Raw genomic sequence first — 21,268 nt, 5'->3', positions numbered from 1 at the left:
GAGGAATACGCTGTGAAATTCCAAATTGAGCACACCAATACGTTTTATTATGATAATTTTGTCGATCAGAGCATGAATCATATCCGCCTGAAGCCGAGGACGGATGAATGTCAGAGGCTGCTGGCTTACCGGACTGAAATCACTCCAGGATCGATGACGAAAGAGCATATCGACCTATGGGGGAACCATGTGGAGACTTTTTTCATCCCTGAGAAGCATGAACATTTAACGTTAAAAACGACATCGACGGTCAGCATTCAAAAAAGTCCATTCATCCGTATGATCGAATGTTCGGATGAAATGCGTACAATCTTTCACTCGGAACTTTTCCGTCGCCATTACCTGGCTTATTTGAATGAAACACCGTATACATTCTTGTATAAAGAACAAATCGAAGAAATTTTCAATGAAGTTGGAGACGCCAGCGATCCAATCCGCTTTTCTTTAAGGTTGATGGAGTACATCAATCAATCGATCCGGTACGATACGACGACAACCCAGGTCAATACCAAGGCCTACGAATCATGGCCGTTAAGGAGCGGGGTGTGCCAGGATTATGCACACGTTATGATTGGGGTCCTAAGATCACAGGGGATACCAGCCCGTTATGTGAGTGGTTACCTGTATGTCGGAGAAGATTCAGCGCTTGTGGGTGATGCGGCCACACATGCATGGGTGGAAGTAATGGTACCCGGAATCGGCTGGATTGGTTTGGATCCTACGAACAATGTGGAAGCGTTAGAACAGCACATCAGAATTGGTACAGGAAGGGATTATGCTGATGTCAGTCCACTTCAGGGAGTATATCGAGGCGGCGGCCAGAACCTTGATGTGAAAGTCAGCGTGACGCTTCTGGATCAATAAAAAAATCCCTCTCCACCATGGAGAGGGATTTTCATACGTTAACCGTTCTGAAAGCTTTCTTTATGACGGGGCTGTCCTTTAAAGTAATCAATCAAAAGCCCAACGACGCCACCTATAATGGCAGGGAAGACCCAGCTTAAATTCAATTCGAATAAAGGAAGTTGACTGATCAATGGCTCGATAGCAGAAACATCGGCGCCAAAAGCCACGAGTCCGTCATAGACCCCTATGATGGCAGTCAACAAAATGGCTCCTCGATACACATAAGGAGAGTGGTTAAAGAGCGGGCTCATGAATGTAAGGGCTACGAGAACAATGGTGATCGGATAAACGAACACAAGCACCGGGACAGAATAAGCGATGATTTGATTCAATCCTATATTGGATATAGCGAAACTGATCAGAGTAACTACGATGGTGACATGTTTATAAGTAAGCCCTGGCACACGTTTTGAAAAGAACTGGCCACATGCGACGGTCAGACCGATACATGTCGTCAAACAAGCAAGTCCTACAATCACACCAAGTAACAGCGTTCCTACATCTCCATACATGATTTGTGCAGCACCAGCAAGGATGGCACTTCCATTATCAAAAGACCCTTCCGTTGCCATTCTAGCTCCGATCCAACCAATGGCTACATAGACAGTGGCTAGACCGATGGCAGTCACTAAACCTGCTTTTAATGTTCGAATGGTCAACGTTTTAGGATCAGTAACCCCACGATCGCGGAAGGATGAAACGACGATAATACCGAAAGCAAGAGAAGCAATGGCATCCATGGTCAAGTAACCTTCAATGAATCCAGTAAAGAAAGGCTGTGCCTGATATTTTTCACCGGCTGGTTGAATAGGACCATCAAGCAGAAAGAAGCTTCCAATGACAAGACCAAGGATGGCCAAGAACAAAGCAGGGGTTAAAATTTGTCCTACGCGATCCACGAGTTTAGATGGATTGCGGCTGAGCCAATAAACGAGTACAAAAAATAAGACCGTAAAAATGAATAATGTCAACGATTTTCCATTCGTAAATGGAACGATGCCTGTTTCAAAGGCGACGTTTGCGGCCCTCGGAATGGCAAAGAAAGGTCCAATGACAAGGTAGACCATCGATGTGAATAATAATCCGAACATCGGGTGGACGCGTCCAGCTAATTGAACAGCGCCGTTACGTACAAGCGATATAGCCGCTACGGTAATAATAGGTAACCCTACACCAGTAATAACAAAACCGAATATAGCCGGGAAGTAGGATGTTCCTGATTCAATACCGAGGGAAACAGGATAGATCAAGTTTCCAGCACCGAAAAACAAAGCGAACAATGTGAATCCAATAAAAATTGTGTCTCTTGCTTTCATACTGGCTCCTCCTCATAGATGTCTGTATATTTTGCGTAAAAAAAGCGCTCTTATCCAAAAGATGAGCGGCAATAATCAAGGCTTCTGCATGATTTTCATTATTGAAAAGTGAATGAGATTAACGCACCGCCGTAATACTATCAATGTCACACCTTTCTGTCAATTATTTTTTTAGAAAATTTAAAAGGTTATGATTACCATGCCATTTTTTGTAGGATTCCCTTACAAATTAAGGGTTTATTCAACAATATGGCAGGATTGTGAAAGACTTGATTTCGAGATTTTTGCGGGAGTTTAGAGGCTCCGGGAAAAGGTTCGCTTTCCGTGGGCGAGTGATGAGCCTCCTCGATCTAACGCTCTGCGGGGTCTCATCTACCACGCACTTCCCACAGGAGTCTCACCGTTTCCCTCCGCCCCTTTGCGATATGAGGTTCTCGAAATCCATTTCAAAGTAACCTGGCGTGTTCGCTGAAATCACACTTAAACCTCGTCATTGTAGGGATTTCAGACATAATGCCCCTGTTATTTGAAGAATGTTTCGAGATTCTTAGTAGGACAAAGGGCTTCTGGGAATGGGGGAACTCCTGCGGGAAAAAAGTGCTTGGTGAGACCCCACAGGACGAAGTCCGAGGAGGCTCACCGCGCTCCCGCGGAAAGCGAGCCATTCCCCGCAGCCCCCGTCCACTCAACAAAAGTCTCGAAATCGAGTCTTCCACAATCCAGAGCTTTATTGGGAAGTTTTTTACAGACAATTTAGTTTACAGATGAGGGAGAGGCATATAGAATATGTCTATATTACTCGAGGGTCGTACATACACCTTACAGAAGGAGACTGTTCAATGATAGATTCGTTACTCTTACAACTGATGTTAGTGGGGTTTCTCGGCGTAGGATCGCAATGGGTGGCCTGGCGCTTTCGGTTGCCTGCCATTGTAGTCATGTCCATCGCCGGTCTCTTAGCCGGACCTGTACTAGGCCTCATGAACCCTGAGCAGGACTTCGGAGAACTTTATAAACCGATCATATCTTTGGCCGTCGCCGTCATTCTTTTCGAAGGAAGCTTGAACCTGGATATGAAGGAAGTGAAAGGTTTAGGCCGCCCCGTGTTCAGGATCGTTACTTTCGGTGCGTTTCTAAGCTGGATATTAGGTTCATTAGCGGCTCATTATGTGGCGGGTTTATCCTGGGCTGTCGCTTTTACAATCGGGGGCTTATTCATTGTTACTGGACCTACTGTTATCCTGCCTCTATTACGTCAGGCAAAGTTAAAACCACGCCCGGCTAAAATCTTGAAATGGGAAGGAATCATTGTCGATCCGATCGGCGCATTACTTGCGGTATTTGCGTTCGAAATTATCCTGTTCCTGACCAACAATGATCCTTCTGCGTTATTGATGTTCTTTGCCGCTTCCGCCTTTGCTGTCTTTCTTGGCTGGGTTTGCGGAAAAGGTGTCGGCTGGATGTTTGAAACAGGGTATATCCCTGAGTTCCTTAAATCCCCAGCCGTCTTTGCCGTTGTTATTGCTTGTTTTACGATTGCTGATGAAATCATGCATGAAACGGGTCTATTATCTGTAACAGCGATGGGGATGACTCTTGCAAATATGCATATCTCGTCCATTGCAGACATGAGACACTTTAAAGAAAATATATCTTTATTGTTGATCTCTACCATCTTTGTCATGCTGACCGCTTCCTTGACGGTGGATACGTTGGTAGAAATCTTCAACATACAGATTATTGGGTTTGTAGCTTTAATGTTGTTTATCGTCCGACCGTTGTCGATTTTTCTATCCACTATAGGGACGGATTTATCTAAATCAGAGAAGCTTCTGGTCGGTTGGATTGCACCGAGAGGGATTGTCGCCCTGACGGTTGCCAGTTATTTTGCGAGTGTCCTTTTGGAGGAAGGATTTGAGGATGCATCGATTCTCATATCATTGACCTTTGCCCTTGTATTTACAACTGTTGTGGCCCATGGCTTTTCTATAGGCTGGCTTGCGAAAAAATTGGGATTATCGATGGAGGGGCCTCCAGGAGTACTCATCGCTGGAGGAAGTGCCTTCACAACAGGTCTTGCCAAGACATTGGAGGACCTTAAGATCCCCGTTCTTCTTACGGACTCTTCCTGGCAGAGACTGTCCCGTGCACGTTCCCGTGGTATTGAATCCTATCATGGAGAAATTTTATCGGAGCAAACCGAATATTATTTAGATATGACACCATATGAGTATCTAGTTGCCGCTACAGAATTAGATTCATACAATGCCCTTGTTTGTACGACCTTCGTACCAGAATTCGGTCGAAACAACTCATTCCAATTGAGTTTAAGCAATAAAGAGGGAGACGATTTGGAAGATCTTGTGCATACGATCGGAGGGAGAGTCCTATTTGAAGAAGGGGCTTCCTGGGAAGAATTGAATGCTAGAGTGGAAAATGGCTACGTATTCCGCAAAACGACGATCACAGAACAGTATACCTTCAAAGACTACATGAAGAATATGGATCAACACGCCATGCTCTTATTTGCGAAAAGAGCTTCAGGAAAAGTGGAGTTTTTCACTCCCGATATGGAGTATAAGGCAGAGAACGGCGATGTCATCGTTTCTTTAATGCCTCCGAGCAAAGAGTTTGAAAAGATCCAGGAGAAACTTGAAGGGCAGCGAAAAGAAAAAGAAAATCAAAAGAAATCTTAACATGAAAAGACGGAGGGAATCAGGTTCCTCCGTCTTTTTTTATTGCTCTGCCTGAGCTAACTGCTTGTTTAGTTCTTTTAATTCTTCCTCCATCCGAGCCAGCTGCTTTTCGGCATTTTGAATGTTACCGCCGGCAGCTTCAAGCTTATCTAAATCTCCTTGAATACGGATATAATCAGATTTTAAGAAAGCAATTTGATCTTGGATTTCTTTTTTTGTCATGGTTTATTCTTCCTTTCTTTATGTTGTTCTACTTGGCATTGAGACGTATAATGGAAATGAAAATTCATCTTATTCAGAATTTTATCAAAAAACTGGTTTGAAGCAAAAAGAAAAGGGGTACTCATTGATGACTATAATTTATGAACACGACCCAATCAACTTTCACGAACGAGTGGAACCATTGCTACTGGATAAGGAAGCGGAAAACAACCTGCCTCTTGGGATTTTAGAACGTCTGAAAAAATCCCAAGGGAAAGAAGCTTGTCATTTAATCAGCTTCCAGGACAATGGAAAACCTGTGTTCATGTCAATGAGAACGCCTCCGCATTTATGGATCATTCCTTCGCTCAATCATTGGGAGCCTGCTCATATTCGTGCATTCGTCCATTACTTGGTTAAGGAAGGGCATGATGTCCCTGGGGTACTTGGGGAACGGAAAGCGGTGGAATTTTTCTTGAAAGAATGGACGCGCCATACCGGGCAGGAAGCAGAGCTGCAGATGGAGCAGGGAATATTCAGGTTGAATCAATTGAAGACGATTCAAAAACAAAAGGGTCAGTTAATTGAAGCAGACGCTTCCTATCAGTCCCTTGTCGAAAATTGGTTGGAACAGTATGGAAAGGAAACAGGAGAGAACCATGTAGCTGGACGAGCGAAGGAACTGGCTGAAAGTCTAATTGAGGATCAGCGCCTTCATTTATGGATCGTCGATGGAACAGCCGTTTCCATGGCAAGTCGGGCTCGAACAACGAAGAATGGAGCGACAATCAATGCTGTGTTCACACCTGATCAGTATAAAAGGAAGGGGTATGCTTCTCAAGCCGTTTGGCATCTGACAGATAAGCTGTTGCACAGTGGCTACTCTTTTTGTTCTCTCTATACGGACCTTGCCAATTCTACATCGAATTCCATTTATAAAAAGATTGGATATGAAAGAATAGGGGATTCAATTGTCTATCATTTTACAGAATAAGGAAAATGTAATAGTGAAATTGGAGCATTCAGCATCTATGTTGAGCTATGTGGAACATATAAGCATCCAACAATTACAAGTTCCTTACAATGTGAAATATACATAAAATAAACGAAAAATTCTGTTTAAACTGATTTGAGTGAAAGGGGACAATTTCGGTATTATGTTTAGTAATTGACCTAAAAACTACCACACCAATCATTTAGGAGGATTACATAGTTGAATGTATTAAAGGTAGTAGACAAAATCATTCTGAAGATCGAAGAATTCATATTAAGTTATGCGGTCATTATTATTGCATTGATGGTAGTCGGGAAAGCGATTATAAGGGAGACCTTCGGTTATTCGCTGCCATTTGCTGATGAAGTTAGTCAAATTGCTGTCGTCATTGCTACATTCATGGGAATTAGCTATGCAGCCAGAAAAGGACGCCACATCAGTATGTCGGCATTTTATGACTTGGCTCCTTTTAAGGCAAGAAAAGTATTAGCTATTTTTATTCCATTTGTAACGGCTATCGTCTTGTTCGTTCTTAGTTACTATTCCTGGTTATACGTAATGGATGTACGAGAATCGGGCAGGGTGACTTCTGCACTGCAAATGCCTGCTTTTTATTTGTACATCTTCATTCCCATAGGCTTTTTCCTCGGAGGAATTCAGTTCTTAAGAAACATGTGGATCAATATTCGTAACCGGGAGGATGTGTATTTGGGAACGGATGCGAAAGATTACAATGATCAGGACACAACAGAAGAATTAGAAGGAACACACTTGTAATAAAAAATCCAAGTCCAGAAAGGGTAACGATATGATAGCGACTATGCTTATAATCATGGTGGTTCTTCTCTTTTTGAACTTCCCAATGATGATTCCGCTAATGGTTGCCCCATTAGTCATCATGTTCATTTATTTTCCTACATTGGATCCCATGATACTCATGCAGCAATTTTCTACTGGAATTGAAGCGTATGTACTGTTAGCTGTGCCACTTTTCATATTTGCAGCTGATATTATGACCACTGGAAAAACATCGAATCGATTATTAGATTTTATAGGTTCATTTATCGGACATATCCGAGGGGGGTATGCGGTAACGACAGCTGCTGCCTGTACATTATTCGGAGCGATATCGGGTTCTACGCAGGCGACTGTTGTAGCCATCGGTAAGCCCATGCGGCAAAGGTTGTTGAAGGTTGGGTACAAAGATTCCTCTGCCATGGCCTTGATTATTAACTCTAGTGATGTGGCTTTACTTGTACCACCGAGTATCGGAATGATCATTTATGGTCTTGTTTCCGGTACATCCGTGGGTGATTTATTCATAGCAGGTATCATCCCAGGGGTACTTGTCTTCCTCTGTTTTGCTATTTACAGTGTTATTTATGCAAAGGCAGCCAATATTCCACTTGCTAATAAGGCGAGCTGGGGTGAGCGTTTACAGATGACAAAGAAAGCGCTTCTGCCTTTAGGATTCCCTGTATTAATTATCGGAGGAATCTATACAGGTCTTTTCAGTCCAACTGAAGCAGCTGGTGTATCCGTGCTTTATGCCTTTATTCTTGAAGTAATCATCTACCGCTCTGTACATATCAAGGACATACCAAAAATCGCTAAATCTACGGGTCTTGTTACATCGGCCGTTTTCGTCCTGGTGGCAGGAGGACAAGCCTTTACTTGGGTCATATCCTTTGCCAGGATTCCGCAAATGATTACGGAGACCGTGCTTGGTTCTGATCCAAGCGCCATTTATGTCCTGTTGATGGTGACGATTTTCTTCTTTATCGGCTGTATGTTCGTCGATCCAATTGTCGTCATTCTTATTCTGACTCCAATTTTCTATCCTGCTGCCATGAGCGCAGGAGTGGATCCTATTCACTTAGGAGTTGTCATTACATTCCAGGCAGCATTAGGGTCAGCCACTCCACCATTTGGAGTTGATATATTTACGGCAAGTGCGGTATTTAATAAACCCTATTTACAGGTCATTAAAGGGACACCGCCGTATATCCTGATGATGTTTGTAATATCTGCTTTGTTAATATTCTTTGAAGAACTTTCACTCATTCTCTTGTAAGGATAGAGTGAGAGCTAATATACAAAAAATAGGGGAGGTCATTTTTATCTTTAAGAAAAAGAGTCTTTTAGCTTTAATGACGTTAGTGGTTTTGAGCATGGTGTTAGCTGCTTGTGGCGGAAGTGATGAAGGTGATGGAAGCGCAAGTGGAGATGGCGGAGAAACATATAATTGGAAATTTGTAACAGAGGAAATTGACGGGCAGGTTCAATACGAATATGCCGAAGAATTTGCCAAACGTATGAATGAAAAAACAGATGGCGCCGTAAATATTGATGTGTATGAATTTGGTGGCCTTGGAAGCGAAACGGACCAGGTGGAGCAGCTGCAAAGCGGTACAGTTGAAATGGCTGTTATGTCACCAGGTTTTACTGGGAACATGGTTAAAGAAGGACAGTTGTTCGCCCTTCATTTCCTTTTCCCGGATAGCGTAGAAACTACACAACAAATTTTGAATGATAGTGAAGCTTTGAATACCGATTTACGTGAGTTGTATGAAGAACACAGTATCTCACCTTTATCTTATTGGACAGAGGGTGCGATGCAGTGGACATCCAGTCGAGCAATCTCCGAACCTGGAGACTTTGAAGGATTGAAAATGCGTACACAAACTTCTCCGTTGATTCTTGAATCTTATAAGGCTTATGGAGCAGATCCACAATCTATGAGCTGGGGAGAGCTTTATACAGGACTTGATCAAGGAACAGTAGAAGGCCAAGAGAACCCGATTTTCTTTATCGGAGACGCTTCTTTCCATGAAGTACAGGATTATATGACGATTTCAAACCACAACAACTACGTCGCGATGACGACAGTGAATACAGATTGGTATGAGGGTCTGGATGAAGACATGCAGTCAACAATCGATGAAACTGTGGAAGAAATGCAGGAATGGGTATTCGAAGAACAGAAGAAACAGAACGAAGAATACCTTGAAGTCATTAAAAATGATACAGAAAACCCAACAGAAATCATCGAGTTGACTGAAGAGCAGCGTAACGCATTTAGAGAGAAGGCGGCACCAGTGCGTGACTTCTACCGTGAGGAAGTCTCTACAGTAGATGGGCAAATCCTTGATAAGCTACTAGAAGAAATCGATTCTTCCGGTCAATAATTCATGACAAAAAGAAGTCCAAAGCTATGAGCTTTGGACTTCTTTTTTTTACATACTCATCAACTATAGCTCCCTATTCTTGAAGACTCAGGTTCGAGATGTCTTCGGGTTTCGTTGCCATGTTGGGCGTCAGGGGTGGCTGGGAAGCTACTCGCTTTCCTGCGGGGATGACGGCAAGCCTCCTCGAGCTTCGCTCTGCGGGGTCTCGCCAGTCAATCCATTCCCGCGGGAGTCTCGCAGCTTCCCAACCACCCCATTCGATGTAGGTGAGAAACGAACCCCTATACCAAGATGGGGCGTCTTCCACCCCAACGCAGGATCAGGCATAAAGCGCTCCAAATCAATCTTTCATGCTCGGAATGACCTATGGGAGGAGTTTCAAATTATCTACTTCTCTTGAGCATACAAGCAATGATTCCGAGAGTGGTTTCCAGAGCCTCGCACGGTAAAGGGGCGGAGGGGAATGGGGAGACTCCTGTGGGAAAAAAGTGCATGGTGAGACCCCGCAGGACGCAGTCCGAGGAGGCTCACCGCGCTCCCACGGAAAGCGACTCATTCCCTGCAGCCCCCATCCACTCAACAAAAGTCTCGAAACTGAGTCTTACACAATCCTGCCATATTGTTCAATAAACAGCGGTTAAAAAATCTTATTCGGGAGCTACCCATGGTTCGGTTTGTTTTCTGTAGTCCAAAATCGTGAGCAGTAGGACGAGAAGGAAAAGGAAGCTGGAAAGTTTGAATAACGTCGCTGTTTCGACGAACTGATAAATAAACCCAAGAATGAATGCACTGGAACCAATTCCGAGATCGATTGATGAATAATACATCCCGTTAGCAATCCCGCTCCGCTCTGTCGTCGTTTTAGAGATGACCCATGCTTGAAGAGCGGGCATCATGGATCCAAATCCAATTCCGAATATGGCTCCTGCAATGATTAAGTGGACGTTTGAACTGGCTAGGGCAAGCACCCACATGGCGACAAAAGAAAGAATAGAACAAATCATAATCAATTTCCACGGACCGTTTTTATCAAAATAGCGGCCTGTGATTGGTCTCGTTATGGTCGCAAATACAGCATTAAAAAAGTAGAACAAAAACGTACCGGAAAGCCCTTGTTCATTTCCGAAAATGACGATATAGGTAACGACAGAGCCGTAGCCGAAGGTGTTCAAAATTGTAACGAGTGCCGGATACCAGCTTCTTTTTTCAATAAGTGAACCAGTAAAAGAAAACCGTGGAGGATTTTCTTGGTTATTATATACCTGCTCAGGTGTTACAAATCTGGTAATGGAGAAGAGCAGAATGGCAATCATACCTAAGGCCACAGCAATTCCAACAAGTAGATTGAAGGAATAATTCTGGTAAAGGTAGATGCCCAGGCTGGGAGCCATAATCATCCCGACCGTTACGGAAAGGCCGAAATACCCCATGCCTTCTCCCACGCGTCTTCTAGGAACGAGATCAACAGCGGCAGTCCCGTTAACCGTTGTCGACCATCCCCATGCGATTCCGTGGATGAAACGAATGATCAAAAGAATGACAACCACTTGAGTAATCGGGTAAAGGGCGGTCATGACGAGTAGGGAGATGGCACCGAACAACACAAGGATTTTACGTGGCCGCGTCATTAACAAGTGGCCGATGAAAGGTCTGATGATGATTGCGGCAAAGGCAAACGTCGTCGTAATCAGTCCTACTTGTAAACTCGAGCCTCCAATGGATTCAATATAAGGAGGCAGGTTTGGAAGAAGCATTTGAAAGCTCATGAATGTGAATAAGTTGGCTAAGATCAAAAATATGAACGGCCATGTCCAAAGCTTCGGTTGTGGCATTTCTTTTCCTCGCTTTCATATCGTGTGGCGTGCGTCTTGTTTTCCAAAAAATGAAACCCACTATAAATAGCGGGCTTCAGCTGATATTATTCTGGATTCGTTGTTTCTCTTCTCTCAAGCCATTCTTCGTAAAAATGACTGATGATGGCTTTCAGTACGGCATAGGTCGGGATGGCAAACAATAATCCCAAAAATCCTGCGAGACTTCCAGCTGCTAAAATCAATGTGATGATAGTCAGTGGGTGGATACTGAGTGCTTTCCCCATAACGTTCGGGGAGACAAAGTTTCCTTCCAGCTGTTGCGCGATGATCGTAATAACGGCCACCCAGACAGCGAGGATCGGATCCTGAAACAGACCAACGAGCAAGGCTGGAATGACAGCTAAAAATGGTCCGACAAATGGAATGACATTCATGACCATGGCAAACAAAGCCAGAGTCAGGGCGTACTTCAAGCCAATAATCATGTATCCGATTAAAAGCAGAAGACCAACCACAATACTTACCGTCATTTGTCCCAAGATAAAGGCATTCAACGTATAGTCCACAGAACGTGCCAGCTTTTCGAAGCTTTTCGCAGCACGATTATTTAAAAACTGCTTAATGAATGGTACAAGCTTATCTCCATCCTTCAACATGAAGAAAAGGAAAAAAGGGATAAGTACGAGGGCGAAGACAAAGCCGATCAGTTGACTGACGACGTTGATAATGACTGTCGGTGCTCCTTGTAAGTATGTTTCTAAGTTATTGACTACATTATCAATGGTGCTGTTGAATTCACTTGGAATAATATCCTGATTTTGCTGCCAGTACGTAACGGTCTCGCTCAGCACCTCAGCCATATCAGGAATATTGTTCACAAGCTTTGTGAATTGCTCCTGAGCAATCGGTGCAATGAAACGGGTGATCAAAAATCCGATGAATATGTAGAGAAGGAAAATGATCAGAATCCCCAGTATTCGGGGAACTCGGTACTTTTCTAACAGCTGCAGCATCGGACGAGAAATATAAAAAAGAATTCCCCCGCCAATGAGAGGAACAGCGATGGCTGCGATATAAGTCAGGATGGGTTCAAAAAAGAACTTGATTTGGTTTAATAATAAAACCAACAGGGAGAGGAGAATGGCGGTAACAATGACTTGGAACCAACGTTTATGTATCAAAAGCGGACACACCTTTTTATAAGAGTTTAAACACTATGTTAAGAATACCAAAGTTTGCCGGTGAAGCAATACATTTACTTTTAATCTTAGTAAGAATAAACTGAAAAAAGAAGCATGACTTTGGAGGAGGAATTACGGGAATGAAGAATGAGTTACTGGAACGTTTTACTTCTTACGTGAAAATCGATACTCAATCGGATGAGAACAGTCCAACAACACCTTCCACCGAAAAACAGTGGGAGCTTGCTGATAAACTGGTAAATGAATTGAAGGAGATTGGAATGGACGAGGTCACCGTCGATGACCACGCTTATGTGATGGCGACCCTTCCAGCCAATACGGATAAAGAAGTTCCTGTTATCGGTTTTCTTGCGCACATCGATACAGCGACAGACTTTACTGGTGCAGGAGTGAACCCGCAGGTGGTAGAGGGTTATGACGGTGGGACAATTGAACTGAACAAGGATGTTGTGCTGTCGCCGGAAGAGTTCCCGGAACTTCCTACATATAAAGGGCAGACTTTGATTACGACAGACGGCTCAACACTTCTAGGTGCGGATAACAAAGCGGGAATTACCGAAATTATGACCGCGCTAAATCATCTGATCAAAAACCCGGAGATTAAGCATGGGAAAATTCGTGTAGCTTTCACTCCGGATGAAGAGATTGGGAGAGGCCCCCATAAATTTGATGTGGAACGGTTTGGGGCGTCTTATGCTTATACGGTCGATGGCGGGCCACTCGGGGAGCTCCAATATGAGAGCTTCAATGCAGCAACAGCCAAAGTGATCTTCCATGGCCACAGCGTGCACCCGGGCACAGCCAAGAACAAAATGGTAAATGCGGCCAAGTTGGCGGTGGCTTTTCAGGAATCGCTACCCGGAAAAGAAGCTCCTGAACATACGGAGGAGTATGAAGGCTTTTTCCATCTACACTCCATTCAGGGAGACGTAGAGAAAGCCGAATTGACTTATTTAATTCGGGATCATGACAAAAATGCTTTTCAAAAGAAAAAAGAGAAGATGAAGCAAATAGCGGAAACGATCCGTGAAAAACATGGTATGCAACGGGTTGATTTAAACATTGAAGATCAATATTACAACATGGGGGATAAAATAGAACCTGTAAAACACATTGTAGATATCGCTCATGAGGCGATGCTGAATAAAGAAGTAGAGCCACTTGTGAAACCGATTAGAGGAGGGACAGACGGGTCGCAGCTCTCCTATATGGGACTGCCAACTCCGAACCTGTTCACAGGTGGAGAGAATTTTCACGGGAAGTATGAATATATTTCGCTTGAAAGTATGGAAAAAGCGACCCAGGTCATTGTCGAGATTGCCCGATTATTCGAAGAAAAGGCAGAAAATTAACAGAAGACGCGAATAGCTCAAACGTCCGTTCAATGTTGCATAAGGAAACCTTCCTGTCCTCATACTAGAATTATTCTATAATGTGGGCAGGTAAGTCGTTGACAAAACATCGTTGCGTGCTATGATGAAGGATAGATGTAGCATTCCTAAAGGGGAGTAGCTGGGACAATAAAGTCGTCATTTCGGGAAACATTCCCCGGCTTTATTGGCAACGGAAGTTGTTAGCGAGACCTTTACCCACTGTGGTAAAGGTCTATTCTTTTGGTCCTTACCATAGTGGTGGGGACCATTTTTTATGGAAAAGGAGAGAATAGAATTGGATGCTCAATTATTGATTGAATACGGTTGGGTTTTGATCGTGCTTGTCGGTTTGGAAGGGATTCTTGCCGCAGACAACGCTCTTGTACTAGCGATTATGGTCAAACACCTGCCGGAAGAAAAAAGGAAAAAGGCGTTATTTTACGGTTTAGCTGGTGCATTTATACTTAGATTTGGATCTCTGTTCATCATTTCCTTCCTTGTAGACGTATGGCAGGTTCAAGCATTGGGGGCCGCGTACTTACTCTTCATTTCAGGAAAACACCTCTTTGATCGGTGGCGGACCAAAGGGGATGATTATGAAGAAGAAATGGAAGAAGATGCAGGAAATCAGAGAGGTAAAGGCTTTTGGGCTACTGTCCTTAAAGTAGAGCTTGCCGACTTGGCTTTCGCCGTGGATTCTATATTGGCTGCTGTCGCTCTTGCTGTCGCTTTGCCTGAAACAGATTTACCGGAAGTCGGAAGCTTGGATGGTGCACAATTCGCTGTCATTCTCACTGGTGGTATGATTGGAATTATCATTATGCGTTTTGCAGCTGGTTACTTTGTTAAACTACTGAAATCCCGTCCAGGTTTAGAAGTAGCTGCTTTTGTCATTGTCGGCTGGGTCGGTGTGAAATTAGTTGTATCCACACTTGCACATCCGAATATACAAATTTTGGATGAACACTTCGCTCATTCAGCTTTATGGAAAATCATTTTCTATTCTGTCCTTGTCCTTATCGCAGTACTTGGATGGTTCTTATCCGATAAAAAAGAAGTGGAAGAAGCTTAATAAAAGAGCTGTGGCCTTCGTCACAGCTTTTCTTATGGGCAAAATCTTTTACTTTCCTTATGAGCAAGTTAAGATAAAAGAAGAGGGAAAATAAAGGAGGGCTTACAAATGGGTAAGGCAGCTCAACATCCTTCACAACAGTTTCATTATATAAAAAATAGAATCCAAATGCTTAATCAAGTCGTGTCCAGCATGGATGCAGAAGATGTGGATATTGAAGATTTCAATCGTGTTTTGGACATGATTGAGCAGCTGCAGGTAAAAATGTCCCGCTTCAAAAAAGATTGGGAGCAGGAATCTTGAAAATTCAATGGACACCCACCACCCAACAGGAAGCAGAAGAAATGGCAGGCTGGAAATATCCTGACCCCTATGATTTTTATGACATGACGGCTGACGAAGACGATTTGGAGCTATTCATAAATCCGGAGAAGCGGAGCCCACATACGTATAGTGCCCATAAAGATGGGGAGTTGATCGGCTTCCTAACGGTGGACTTGAAAAATCATCCCGCCTTTGACCTTGGGTTAGGGATGCACCCGGATGAAGCAGGTAAAGGTCAAGGGGAAAGTTTCGTTCAATCTTGTCTCTGCTTTGCGACCGAGAGGTATCAAGCGCGTGCTTTTACACTTTCTGTTGCTACATTCAATAAGCGTGCCATTGCTGTTTACGAGCGTGTAGGCTTCAAAAAGAAGCACACGTTCATGCAGGCAACGAATGGGGGACATTATGAGTTCCTTTCTATGGAAAAATAAAGAAGGAGAGTGACATCATGGCTTTGCATCATTTTCACTTAAAAGCCGACTGGCCAGGCGGAAGAAATGAGGTCGGCTTCATTGAATCAGAAAAATTGAAAACGAAAATATCGATCCCGAAAGAGATGGATGGTCCAGATGTGGGTACGAACCCAGATGAAATGCTCCTTGGAGCGGCGGCCACCTGCTATATCATCAGTCTCGCTGCTATGATTGAAAGGGCAGAACTACCTCTGAAAGAAATGGACATGCAGTCAGAAGGAATAGTGGATGTTACCGATGGAGTCTTTACCTATCAAAAGATCATCCACAGACCTAGGGTGGTTCTGCACGCGGAAGCGGATGAAAAAGATTTATCCAAACTGAACCGTCTCATTGAAAAAGCGGAAAAAAGCTGCATGATTTCAAAAGCCATTCAAGGTAACGTTGAACTTGAAATGGAAGCAGATACAAGCATTACTACATGACAAAAAAGGACGGCACTCACAAGGTAGCCGTCCTTTTTAGTTCTCATCAAGCGGATGAAGACATGAGAGTTATTGGTTTAATAAATAAACACGTGCTTCAAAAGGCTTAAGCGTAAAACTCTTTACATCCACATGTTTATCAACAATTAGGTTTGACAGGATTAAATCCTCCGAGTTCAGTGTATAAGAGGATGTGAATGCTGCTGTATTTTTCGTCAAGTTTGTAATCACTAAAGCGGTTTTGTCACCAAGCGTTCTCGTATAAGCATAAATCTGTTTGTCCTCTGGAAGAATCAACTCATACGTACCATATGTGAACAGATCATGCTGCTTCTTCAGACGAATCATCTCTTTATAATGATTCAGAATCGAATGGGGATCATCCTGTTGGTCTGCGACGTTGATTGCCTTGTAGTTCGGATTGATTTTCATCCATGGCGTGCCGCTCGTGAATCCAGCGTTTTCTTCATGGCTCCATTGCATAGGCGTACGACTGTTATCCCGGGAGGTATTCCAAAGAATCTGCATGATCTCATCATGGGACATGCCTTGTTCTTTCTTCGCGTTGTACAAATTCTTCGCTGCGACATCATCATAATCTTCAATAGAAGGGAAGGCCATATTTGTCATGCCGATTTCCTGTCCTTGATAGATATAGGGTGTTCCTTGCATGAAGAAATACATCGTTGCAATGGATGTTGCACTCTCGCGCCAGAAGACATCGTCGTCGCCCCACGTAGATACAACACGGGCTTTATCGTGGTTTTCTACGAACAAAGCGTTCCATCCGTCACCTTCCAAAGCTTTCTGCCAGCGTGTGAGGACTTTTTTCAATCCTGGGATATCCAGCTGCTGTTCTGCATCTTGATCCCAAAGATCCAAGTGTTCGAATTGGAAAATCATATCCATTTTCCCGTTATCTCCGACCCAAAGATCAGCCTCATCGGCACTGACACCATTTGCCTCGCCGACCGTCATGACGTCATAATTGCTGTACGTTTCGTCTTTGAACTCTTGTAAAAATTCATGGATGCCTTCCTGGTTCATGTGCATATCGAAAGAAGAGACGTACTTTTCTTTCTTCGGATTTGGCATATCCGGAAAGTCGGGACGTTTTTTAATATGACTGATGGCATCGATACGAAAGCCATCAATGCCTTTTTCCAGCCACCAGTTGACGGTATCATATAACGCTTCACGAACATCAGGATTTTCCCAGTTCAAATCCGGCTGCTTTGTGGAGAACACGTGCAAATAATATTGCTCTGTTTTTTCATCGTACTGCCAGGCAGAACCATCAAAGATACTTTCCCAGTTGTTTGGCTCTGCACCGTTTTTCCCGTCACGCCAAATGTACCAGTCACGCTTCGGATCGTCTTTAGAGCTCCTTGATTCAATAAACCATGGGTGTTCATCACTCGTGTGGTTGAGAACAAGGTCTATGATCAGCTTCATGTCACGTTTGTGTACTTCCTGAAGCAAACGATCGAAATCTTCCATTGTCCCGAATTCCTCTAATATGTCCTGGTAATCGGAGATATCATAGCCATTATCGTCTTTAGGAGACTTGTACATCGGGCAGATCCAAATAAAATCAATGCCCATTTCTTTTAGATAATCAAGCCTGTCGATCATTCCTTGCAAATCACCGATTCCGTCACCGTTCGAATCTTGAAAACTACGAGGATAGACTTGATATCCAACCGCTTCCTTCCACCATACACGTTCCATAGTATTCGCCTCATTTCGTTACGTTTGTAGATGCCTATCAAAGGCAGATGCAACCGATTGCGCACTTGTATAAAAATAAAAACTTGATTACATTACAAGCTATCTCAAAAATATTGCTGTATATGAGTTTGTGCACAGTTTTGTGCAAACGTTTTCCTAATGTAATCTATCTTATCCGATTTTATCATTTTTTACAATAGGGATCGGGTTGAAAAATGAAAAGGATACGAGTTCTTAGAATTGCACTTTCCCGTCATTTCCTATATATTTAGGATGTAAGAGATAATCGTATATTGAAAACCTTCGGGGTCGGGTGAAAGTCCCAGCCGGCGGTAATGAGCATGTTGCTCCTAGCCCGCGACGGAGAATCAGTGTTAGGCACGGTTCTCCCTGATTTGGTGAAACTCCAAAGCCGACAGTTAAAGTCTGGATGGGAGAAGGTTGTAGAAACGTAAAGGTACAAAAATTAGAGCATTACGTGTACCCTTTTTTAAGTGTATGCGATTTACGTTCAACGACCCTGGAGAAGTCTGTCTTCTTCAGGGTTTTTTTATTTTTTCTTAAGCATACGGAAACGGTGGTGAAGGTCTTGGATCGAGATCAAAGATACATGAGAATTGCGATAGACATGGCGCGGGAAACGGTTGGGCAGACAAGTCCGAATCCTTCCGTCGCTGCCATTGTTGTTAAGCATAATCAGATCGTGGGAGTAGGCGTTCACATCAAGGCAGGCGAACCTCATGCCGAAGTCCATGCCCTTCGTATGGCAGGAGAGAAGGCTAAAGGTGCAGAGATTTATGTCACGCTCGAACCGTGCAGTCACCATGGGCAGACCCCCCCATGTGCAGAAGCTGTCATCGAAGCTGGAATAAAAAGAGTGGTAATTGCATCGAATGACCCTAATCCTAAAGTATCCGGCAGAGGAATTCGAATGATGAGAGAGCATGGTCTTGAGGTGAAGACAGAGGTGTTGAAAAAAGAAGCAGATGAGCTCAATACTCCTTTTTTTCACTTCATTCAAAAGAAAGAGCCCTATGTCCGTTTGAAGACGGCTATGAGCCTTGATGGGAAGATTGCAACGTCTACAGGTGAGAGTCAGTGGATTACAGGTGAAGAAGCACGCCTGGATGGTCACCACTATAGACACCGCTCAGATGCGATCTTAGTCGGAATCAACACGGTGCTGATGGATAACCCTAAATTGACGACACGAATAGAGGGGGAAGGCCGCCACCCGATAAGGGTCGTGCTTGATACCCATCTCAGAATGCCGCCTTCCTCTCAATTGATCCAGGACGACTCGGCACCAACATGGATCTTCGTAGGGGTTCATGTGAAGAAAGAAGCTGTGGATACCTTTGAAAACTATCAACATGTCACCATCATCCCGCTTCATGGTGAACAGGTTTCCATAGAAGAAGTCCTCCGTTACTTAGGAGAACAAAAAATCACTTCTTTGCTTGTCGAAGGAGGAGCGACGATTGCTGATGCGTTCGTACGCGCAGGAAAAGTCGATGAAACCGTAACGTATATGGCACCTAAGTTAATTGGGGGAAAAGAAGCCTTGACGCCTGTGGGCGGAAAAGGAATACAACAGCTAAAGAATGTAAGCTCCTTTGAAATCGTCTCGACTGAAAATATAGGGGATGACATTAAAATTGTTTCCGTTAAAAAAGGAGAATCTTAATGTTTACTGGGATTGTTGAAGAAATAGGAACATTAAAGTCATTAAAAAATAAAACAGAAGCACTCGAAGTGAACCTTTCAGCTAAAGAAATTTTAACAGACGTCAAATTAGGCGACAGCATATCCGTTAATGGCGTGTGTCTAACTGTAACAAACTTTACGGGAGAGACGGTCTCTTTTGACGTCATGCCTGAAACTTACAGAGCTACGAACATTCATGAACTACAGCAAGGGGACCCGGTGAACTTAGAACGGGCGATGGCTGCAGGCGGGCGTTTTGGTGGACATTTAGTATCCGGACATATTGATGGTACCGGTAAAATCGTTTCAAAAAAGCCTGAATCTAATGCCGTTTATTATGAAATTGAACTACCTGAAGAACTTATCCAATATTTCGTTTATAAAGGTTCTATCGCTGTGGACGGCACTTCCCTGACTGTGTTTGGTGTCGATGACTCCAGAGTGACAATTTCACTTATTCCTCATACGATGGAGCACACGGTGCTCGGCGCAAAAGGACCTGGAGACAGTGTCAATATTGAGTGCGACATGATCGGGAAATACGTAGCTCATTTTTTGAGCGGACAAAATAAAGAAGAGCCGAAGTCGAGATTGTCCAAACAGTTTCTTTCCGACAACGGCTTTGCATAAGAGGGTGAAATGATGTTTGATTCAGTTGAAAAAGCGATTGAAGATTTAAAACAGGGAAAACTCGTCATTGTATGTGATGACGAAGATCGTGAAAATGAAGGAGATTTAATAGGGATTGCTGAGTATGCTTCCGCTGAAATGATCAATTTCATGATCAAGCATGGACGTGGACTTGTCTGCGCCCCCATTACGAATGACCTTGCACAGGATTTAGAACTTGTACCTATGGTCGATAACAATTCGGATCCCAATCAGACGGCCTTTACCGTAAGTATCGATCACAAAGATACAACGACGGGGATCTCTGCAGACGAAAGGGCATTGACGATTAAGGAAATGTTGAATCCTGAAACGACGGCTGCAGACTTTCAGAAACCTGGACATATCTTTCCTTTAATTGCGAAAGAAGGCGGCGTCCTGCGTCGAGCAGGGCATACAGAAGCGTCTGTAGATCTTGCTCAACTTGCTGGAGCACGTCCGGCTGGTGTCATTTGTGAAATCATCAAAGACGATGGAACGATGGCGCGTGTGCCTGACCTTAGAAAAATGGCGGATGAGTTTGATCTTCCAATGATCACGATTGCAGACCTTATCCAATACCGTCATAAAAAAGAGAACCATGTCAAACGCGAAGTGGAAGTGAAAATGCCCACCGAATACGGTGATTTCCGTGCGATCGGTTTTTCCAACGATATTGATTTCAAAGATCATATCGCGCTGGTCAAAGGGGAAATCAACCCGGATGAACCGATGCTCGTCCGTGTCCACTCTGAATGTTTAACAGGAGATGTGTTCGGTTCTTACCGCTGTGACTGTGGTCCGCAGCTCCACAATGCGCTGAGACAGATCTCTGAGAACGGAAGCGGCGTCCTTTTGTATATGAGACAGGAAGGTCGTGGCATCGGACTTATGAACAAACTTCAAGCATACAAACTTCAGGAAGAAGGTTTAGATACGGTAGAAGCAAATGAAAAGCTAGGCTTCGGTCCTGATTTAAGAGATTACGGAGTAGGAGCCCAAATCCTCAAAGATCTCGGAATTACAAAGCTTCGTCTTCTCACAAACAATCCGAAAAAAATCTCCGGCCTTGGAGGTTTTGGATTGGAAGTCGTGGATCGCGTTCCAATCCAAATGGAATCCAGAGAGGAAAATGAAAGATATTTAAAAACAAAGCAATCGAAAATGGGACACTTATTTCACTACTAGAAGGGATGAA

At 43.7% G+C, this 21,268-nt stretch carries 19 protein-coding genes and 1 riboswitch; of the genes, 14 read left to right on the top strand and 5 right to left on the bottom strand.

Annotated elements, in window-relative coordinates; all coding sequences use genetic code 11:
- The first annotated feature begins 12 nt into the window (after positions 1 to 12).
- Entirely contained in the window at positions 13 to 864 is an 852-nt protein-coding gene (locus DYE48_RS09730) for a transglutaminase family protein (protein ID WP_115823431.1), read from the top strand.
- A gap of 38 nt (positions 865 to 902) precedes the next feature.
- Here the strand turns inward: DYE48_RS09730 and brnQ are convergent, their stop codons facing one another.
- Entirely contained in the window at positions 903 to 2,222 is a 1,320-nt protein-coding gene (brnQ, locus tag DYE48_RS09725; protein ID WP_115823430.1) for a branched-chain amino acid transport system II carrier protein, read from the bottom strand.
- An 839-nt stretch (positions 2,223 to 3,061) separates the two neighbouring features.
- On the opposite strand from brnQ, the gene DYE48_RS09715 reads away from it, so the two are divergent.
- On the top strand, positions 3,062 to 4,918 hold the full coding sequence (locus tag DYE48_RS09715) for a cation:proton antiporter (RefSeq protein ID WP_115823428.1): 1,857 nt from the start codon (positions 3,062 to 3,064) through the stop codon (positions 4,916 to 4,918).
- A 39-nt stretch (positions 4,919 to 4,957) separates the two neighbouring features.
- Here the strand turns inward: DYE48_RS09715 and DYE48_RS09710 are convergent, their stop codons facing one another.
- Positions 4,958 to 5,140: an SE1832 family protein gene (locus DYE48_RS09710; protein ID WP_089653638.1), complete on the bottom strand. Its 183-nt coding sequence runs from the start codon at positions 5,138 to 5,140 to the stop codon at positions 4,958 to 4,960.
- Positions 5,141 to 5,267: 127 nt separating this feature from the next.
- Between DYE48_RS09710 and DYE48_RS09705 the strand changes: the two genes are divergently transcribed.
- The 4 genes from DYE48_RS09705 (at position 5,268) to DYE48_RS09690 (ending at position 9,301) form a co-directional block, all read left to right on the top strand.
- Positions 5,268 to 6,113, top strand: a complete 846-nt coding sequence (locus tag DYE48_RS09705; protein WP_115823553.1) for a GNAT family N-acetyltransferase — start codon at positions 5,268 to 5,270, stop codon at positions 6,111 to 6,113.
- A 219-nt stretch (positions 6,114 to 6,332) separates the two neighbouring features.
- On the top strand, positions 6,333 to 6,890 hold the full coding sequence (locus DYE48_RS09700) for a TRAP transporter small permease (RefSeq protein ID WP_115823427.1): 558 nt from the start codon (positions 6,333 to 6,335) through the stop codon (positions 6,888 to 6,890).
- 31 nt (positions 6,891 to 6,921) lie between these two features.
- Entirely contained in the window at positions 6,922 to 8,187 is a 1,266-nt protein-coding gene (locus tag DYE48_RS09695; RefSeq protein WP_115823426.1) for a TRAP transporter large permease, read from the top strand.
- A gap of 76 nt (positions 8,188 to 8,263) precedes the next feature.
- The gene (locus DYE48_RS09690) at positions 8,264 to 9,301 is read left to right on the top strand and encodes a DctP family TRAP transporter solute-binding subunit (protein ID WP_115823425.1); all 1,038 of its coding nucleotides are present in this window, start codon (positions 8,264 to 8,266) and stop codon (positions 9,299 to 9,301) included.
- Between the two features lie 647 nt (positions 9,302 to 9,948).
- On the opposite strand, the gene DYE48_RS09685 is transcribed toward DYE48_RS09690, so the two are convergent.
- Both DYE48_RS09685 and DYE48_RS09680 read right to left on the bottom strand, forming a co-directional pair.
- Positions 9,949 to 11,133, bottom strand: coding sequence for an MFS transporter (locus DYE48_RS09685; protein ID WP_115823424.1), 1,185 nt, complete (start codon positions 11,131 to 11,133; stop codon positions 9,949 to 9,951).
- An 86-nt stretch (positions 11,134 to 11,219) separates the two neighbouring features.
- A complete protein-coding gene (locus DYE48_RS09680; RefSeq protein WP_115823423.1) occupies positions 11,220 to 12,296 on the bottom strand; it encodes an AI-2E family transporter in 1,077 nt (358 codons plus the stop codon).
- A gap of 140 nt (positions 12,297 to 12,436) precedes the next feature.
- On the opposite strand from DYE48_RS09680, the gene pepT reads away from it, so the two are divergent.
- The 5 genes from pepT to DYE48_RS09655 all read left to right on the top strand — a co-directional run bounded on the left by pepT (position 12,437) and on the right by DYE48_RS09655 (position 15,984).
- Positions 12,437 to 13,669 (top strand): peptidase T, encoded by a 1,233-nt coding sequence (gene pepT, locus DYE48_RS09675; protein ID WP_115823422.1) that lies wholly within the window; start codon positions 12,437 to 12,439, stop codon positions 13,667 to 13,669.
- A gap of 316 nt (positions 13,670 to 13,985) precedes the next feature.
- Positions 13,986 to 14,762 (top strand): TerC family protein, encoded by a 777-nt coding sequence (locus tag DYE48_RS09670; RefSeq protein ID WP_089653617.1) that lies wholly within the window; start codon positions 13,986 to 13,988, stop codon positions 14,760 to 14,762.
- 108 nt (positions 14,763 to 14,870) lie between these two features.
- The gene (locus tag DYE48_RS09665) at positions 14,871 to 15,065 is read left to right on the top strand and encodes an SE1561 family protein (RefSeq protein WP_089653614.1); all 195 of its coding nucleotides are present in this window, start codon (positions 14,871 to 14,873) and stop codon (positions 15,063 to 15,065) included.
- The gene (locus DYE48_RS09660) at positions 15,062 to 15,517 is read left to right on the top strand and encodes a GNAT family N-acetyltransferase (RefSeq protein WP_115823421.1); all 456 of its coding nucleotides are present in this window, start codon (positions 15,062 to 15,064) and stop codon (positions 15,515 to 15,517) included. The genes DYE48_RS09665 and DYE48_RS09660 overlap by 4 nt, the downstream gene beginning before the upstream one ends.
- A gap of 17 nt (positions 15,518 to 15,534) precedes the next feature.
- The gene (locus tag DYE48_RS09655) at positions 15,535 to 15,984 is read left to right on the top strand and encodes an OsmC family protein (protein WP_115823420.1); all 450 of its coding nucleotides are present in this window, start codon (positions 15,535 to 15,537) and stop codon (positions 15,982 to 15,984) included.
- Between the two features lie 69 nt (positions 15,985 to 16,053).
- On the opposite strand, the gene DYE48_RS09650 is transcribed toward DYE48_RS09655, so the two are convergent.
- On the bottom strand, positions 16,054 to 17,715 hold the full coding sequence (locus DYE48_RS09650) for a glycoside hydrolase family 13 protein (RefSeq protein ID WP_115823419.1): 1,662 nt from the start codon (positions 17,713 to 17,715) through the stop codon (positions 16,054 to 16,056).
- 295 nt (positions 17,716 to 18,010) lie between these two features.
- Positions 18,011 to 18,161, top strand: a riboswitch (FMN riboswitch).
- Positions 18,162 to 18,325: 164 nt separating this feature from the next.
- On the opposite strand from DYE48_RS09650, the gene ribD reads away from it, so the two are divergent.
- The 3 genes from ribD to DYE48_RS09635 are packed head-to-tail and all read left to right on the top strand — an operon-like array spanning position 18,326 to position 21,258.
- Entirely contained in the window at positions 18,326 to 19,402 is a 1,077-nt protein-coding gene (gene ribD / locus DYE48_RS09645; protein WP_115823552.1) for a bifunctional diaminohydroxyphosphoribosylaminopyrimidine deaminase/5-amino-6-(5-phosphoribosylamino)uracil reductase RibD, read from the top strand.
- Positions 19,402 to 20,052, top strand: coding sequence for a riboflavin synthase (gene ribE, locus DYE48_RS09640; RefSeq protein WP_115823418.1), 651 nt, complete (start codon positions 19,402 to 19,404; stop codon positions 20,050 to 20,052). The genes ribD and ribE overlap by 1 nt, the downstream gene beginning before the upstream one ends.
- 12 nt (positions 20,053 to 20,064) lie before the next feature.
- On the top strand, positions 20,065 to 21,258 hold the full coding sequence (locus DYE48_RS09635; protein ID WP_089653599.1) for a bifunctional 3,4-dihydroxy-2-butanone-4-phosphate synthase/GTP cyclohydrolase II: 1,194 nt from the start codon (positions 20,065 to 20,067) through the stop codon (positions 21,256 to 21,258).
- The last annotated feature ends 10 nt before the right edge of the window (positions 21,259 to 21,268 follow it).

It is taken from the genome of Halobacillus trueperi, from assembly GCF_003386945.1.
In the GTDB taxonomy this organism is placed as follows: domain Bacteria; phylum Bacillota; class Bacilli; order Bacillales; family Halobacillaceae; genus Halobacillus; species Halobacillus aidingensis.
Note: the sequence above shows the minus strand (reverse complement) of the source record. Positions and strands in the feature narration are given on the sequence as shown.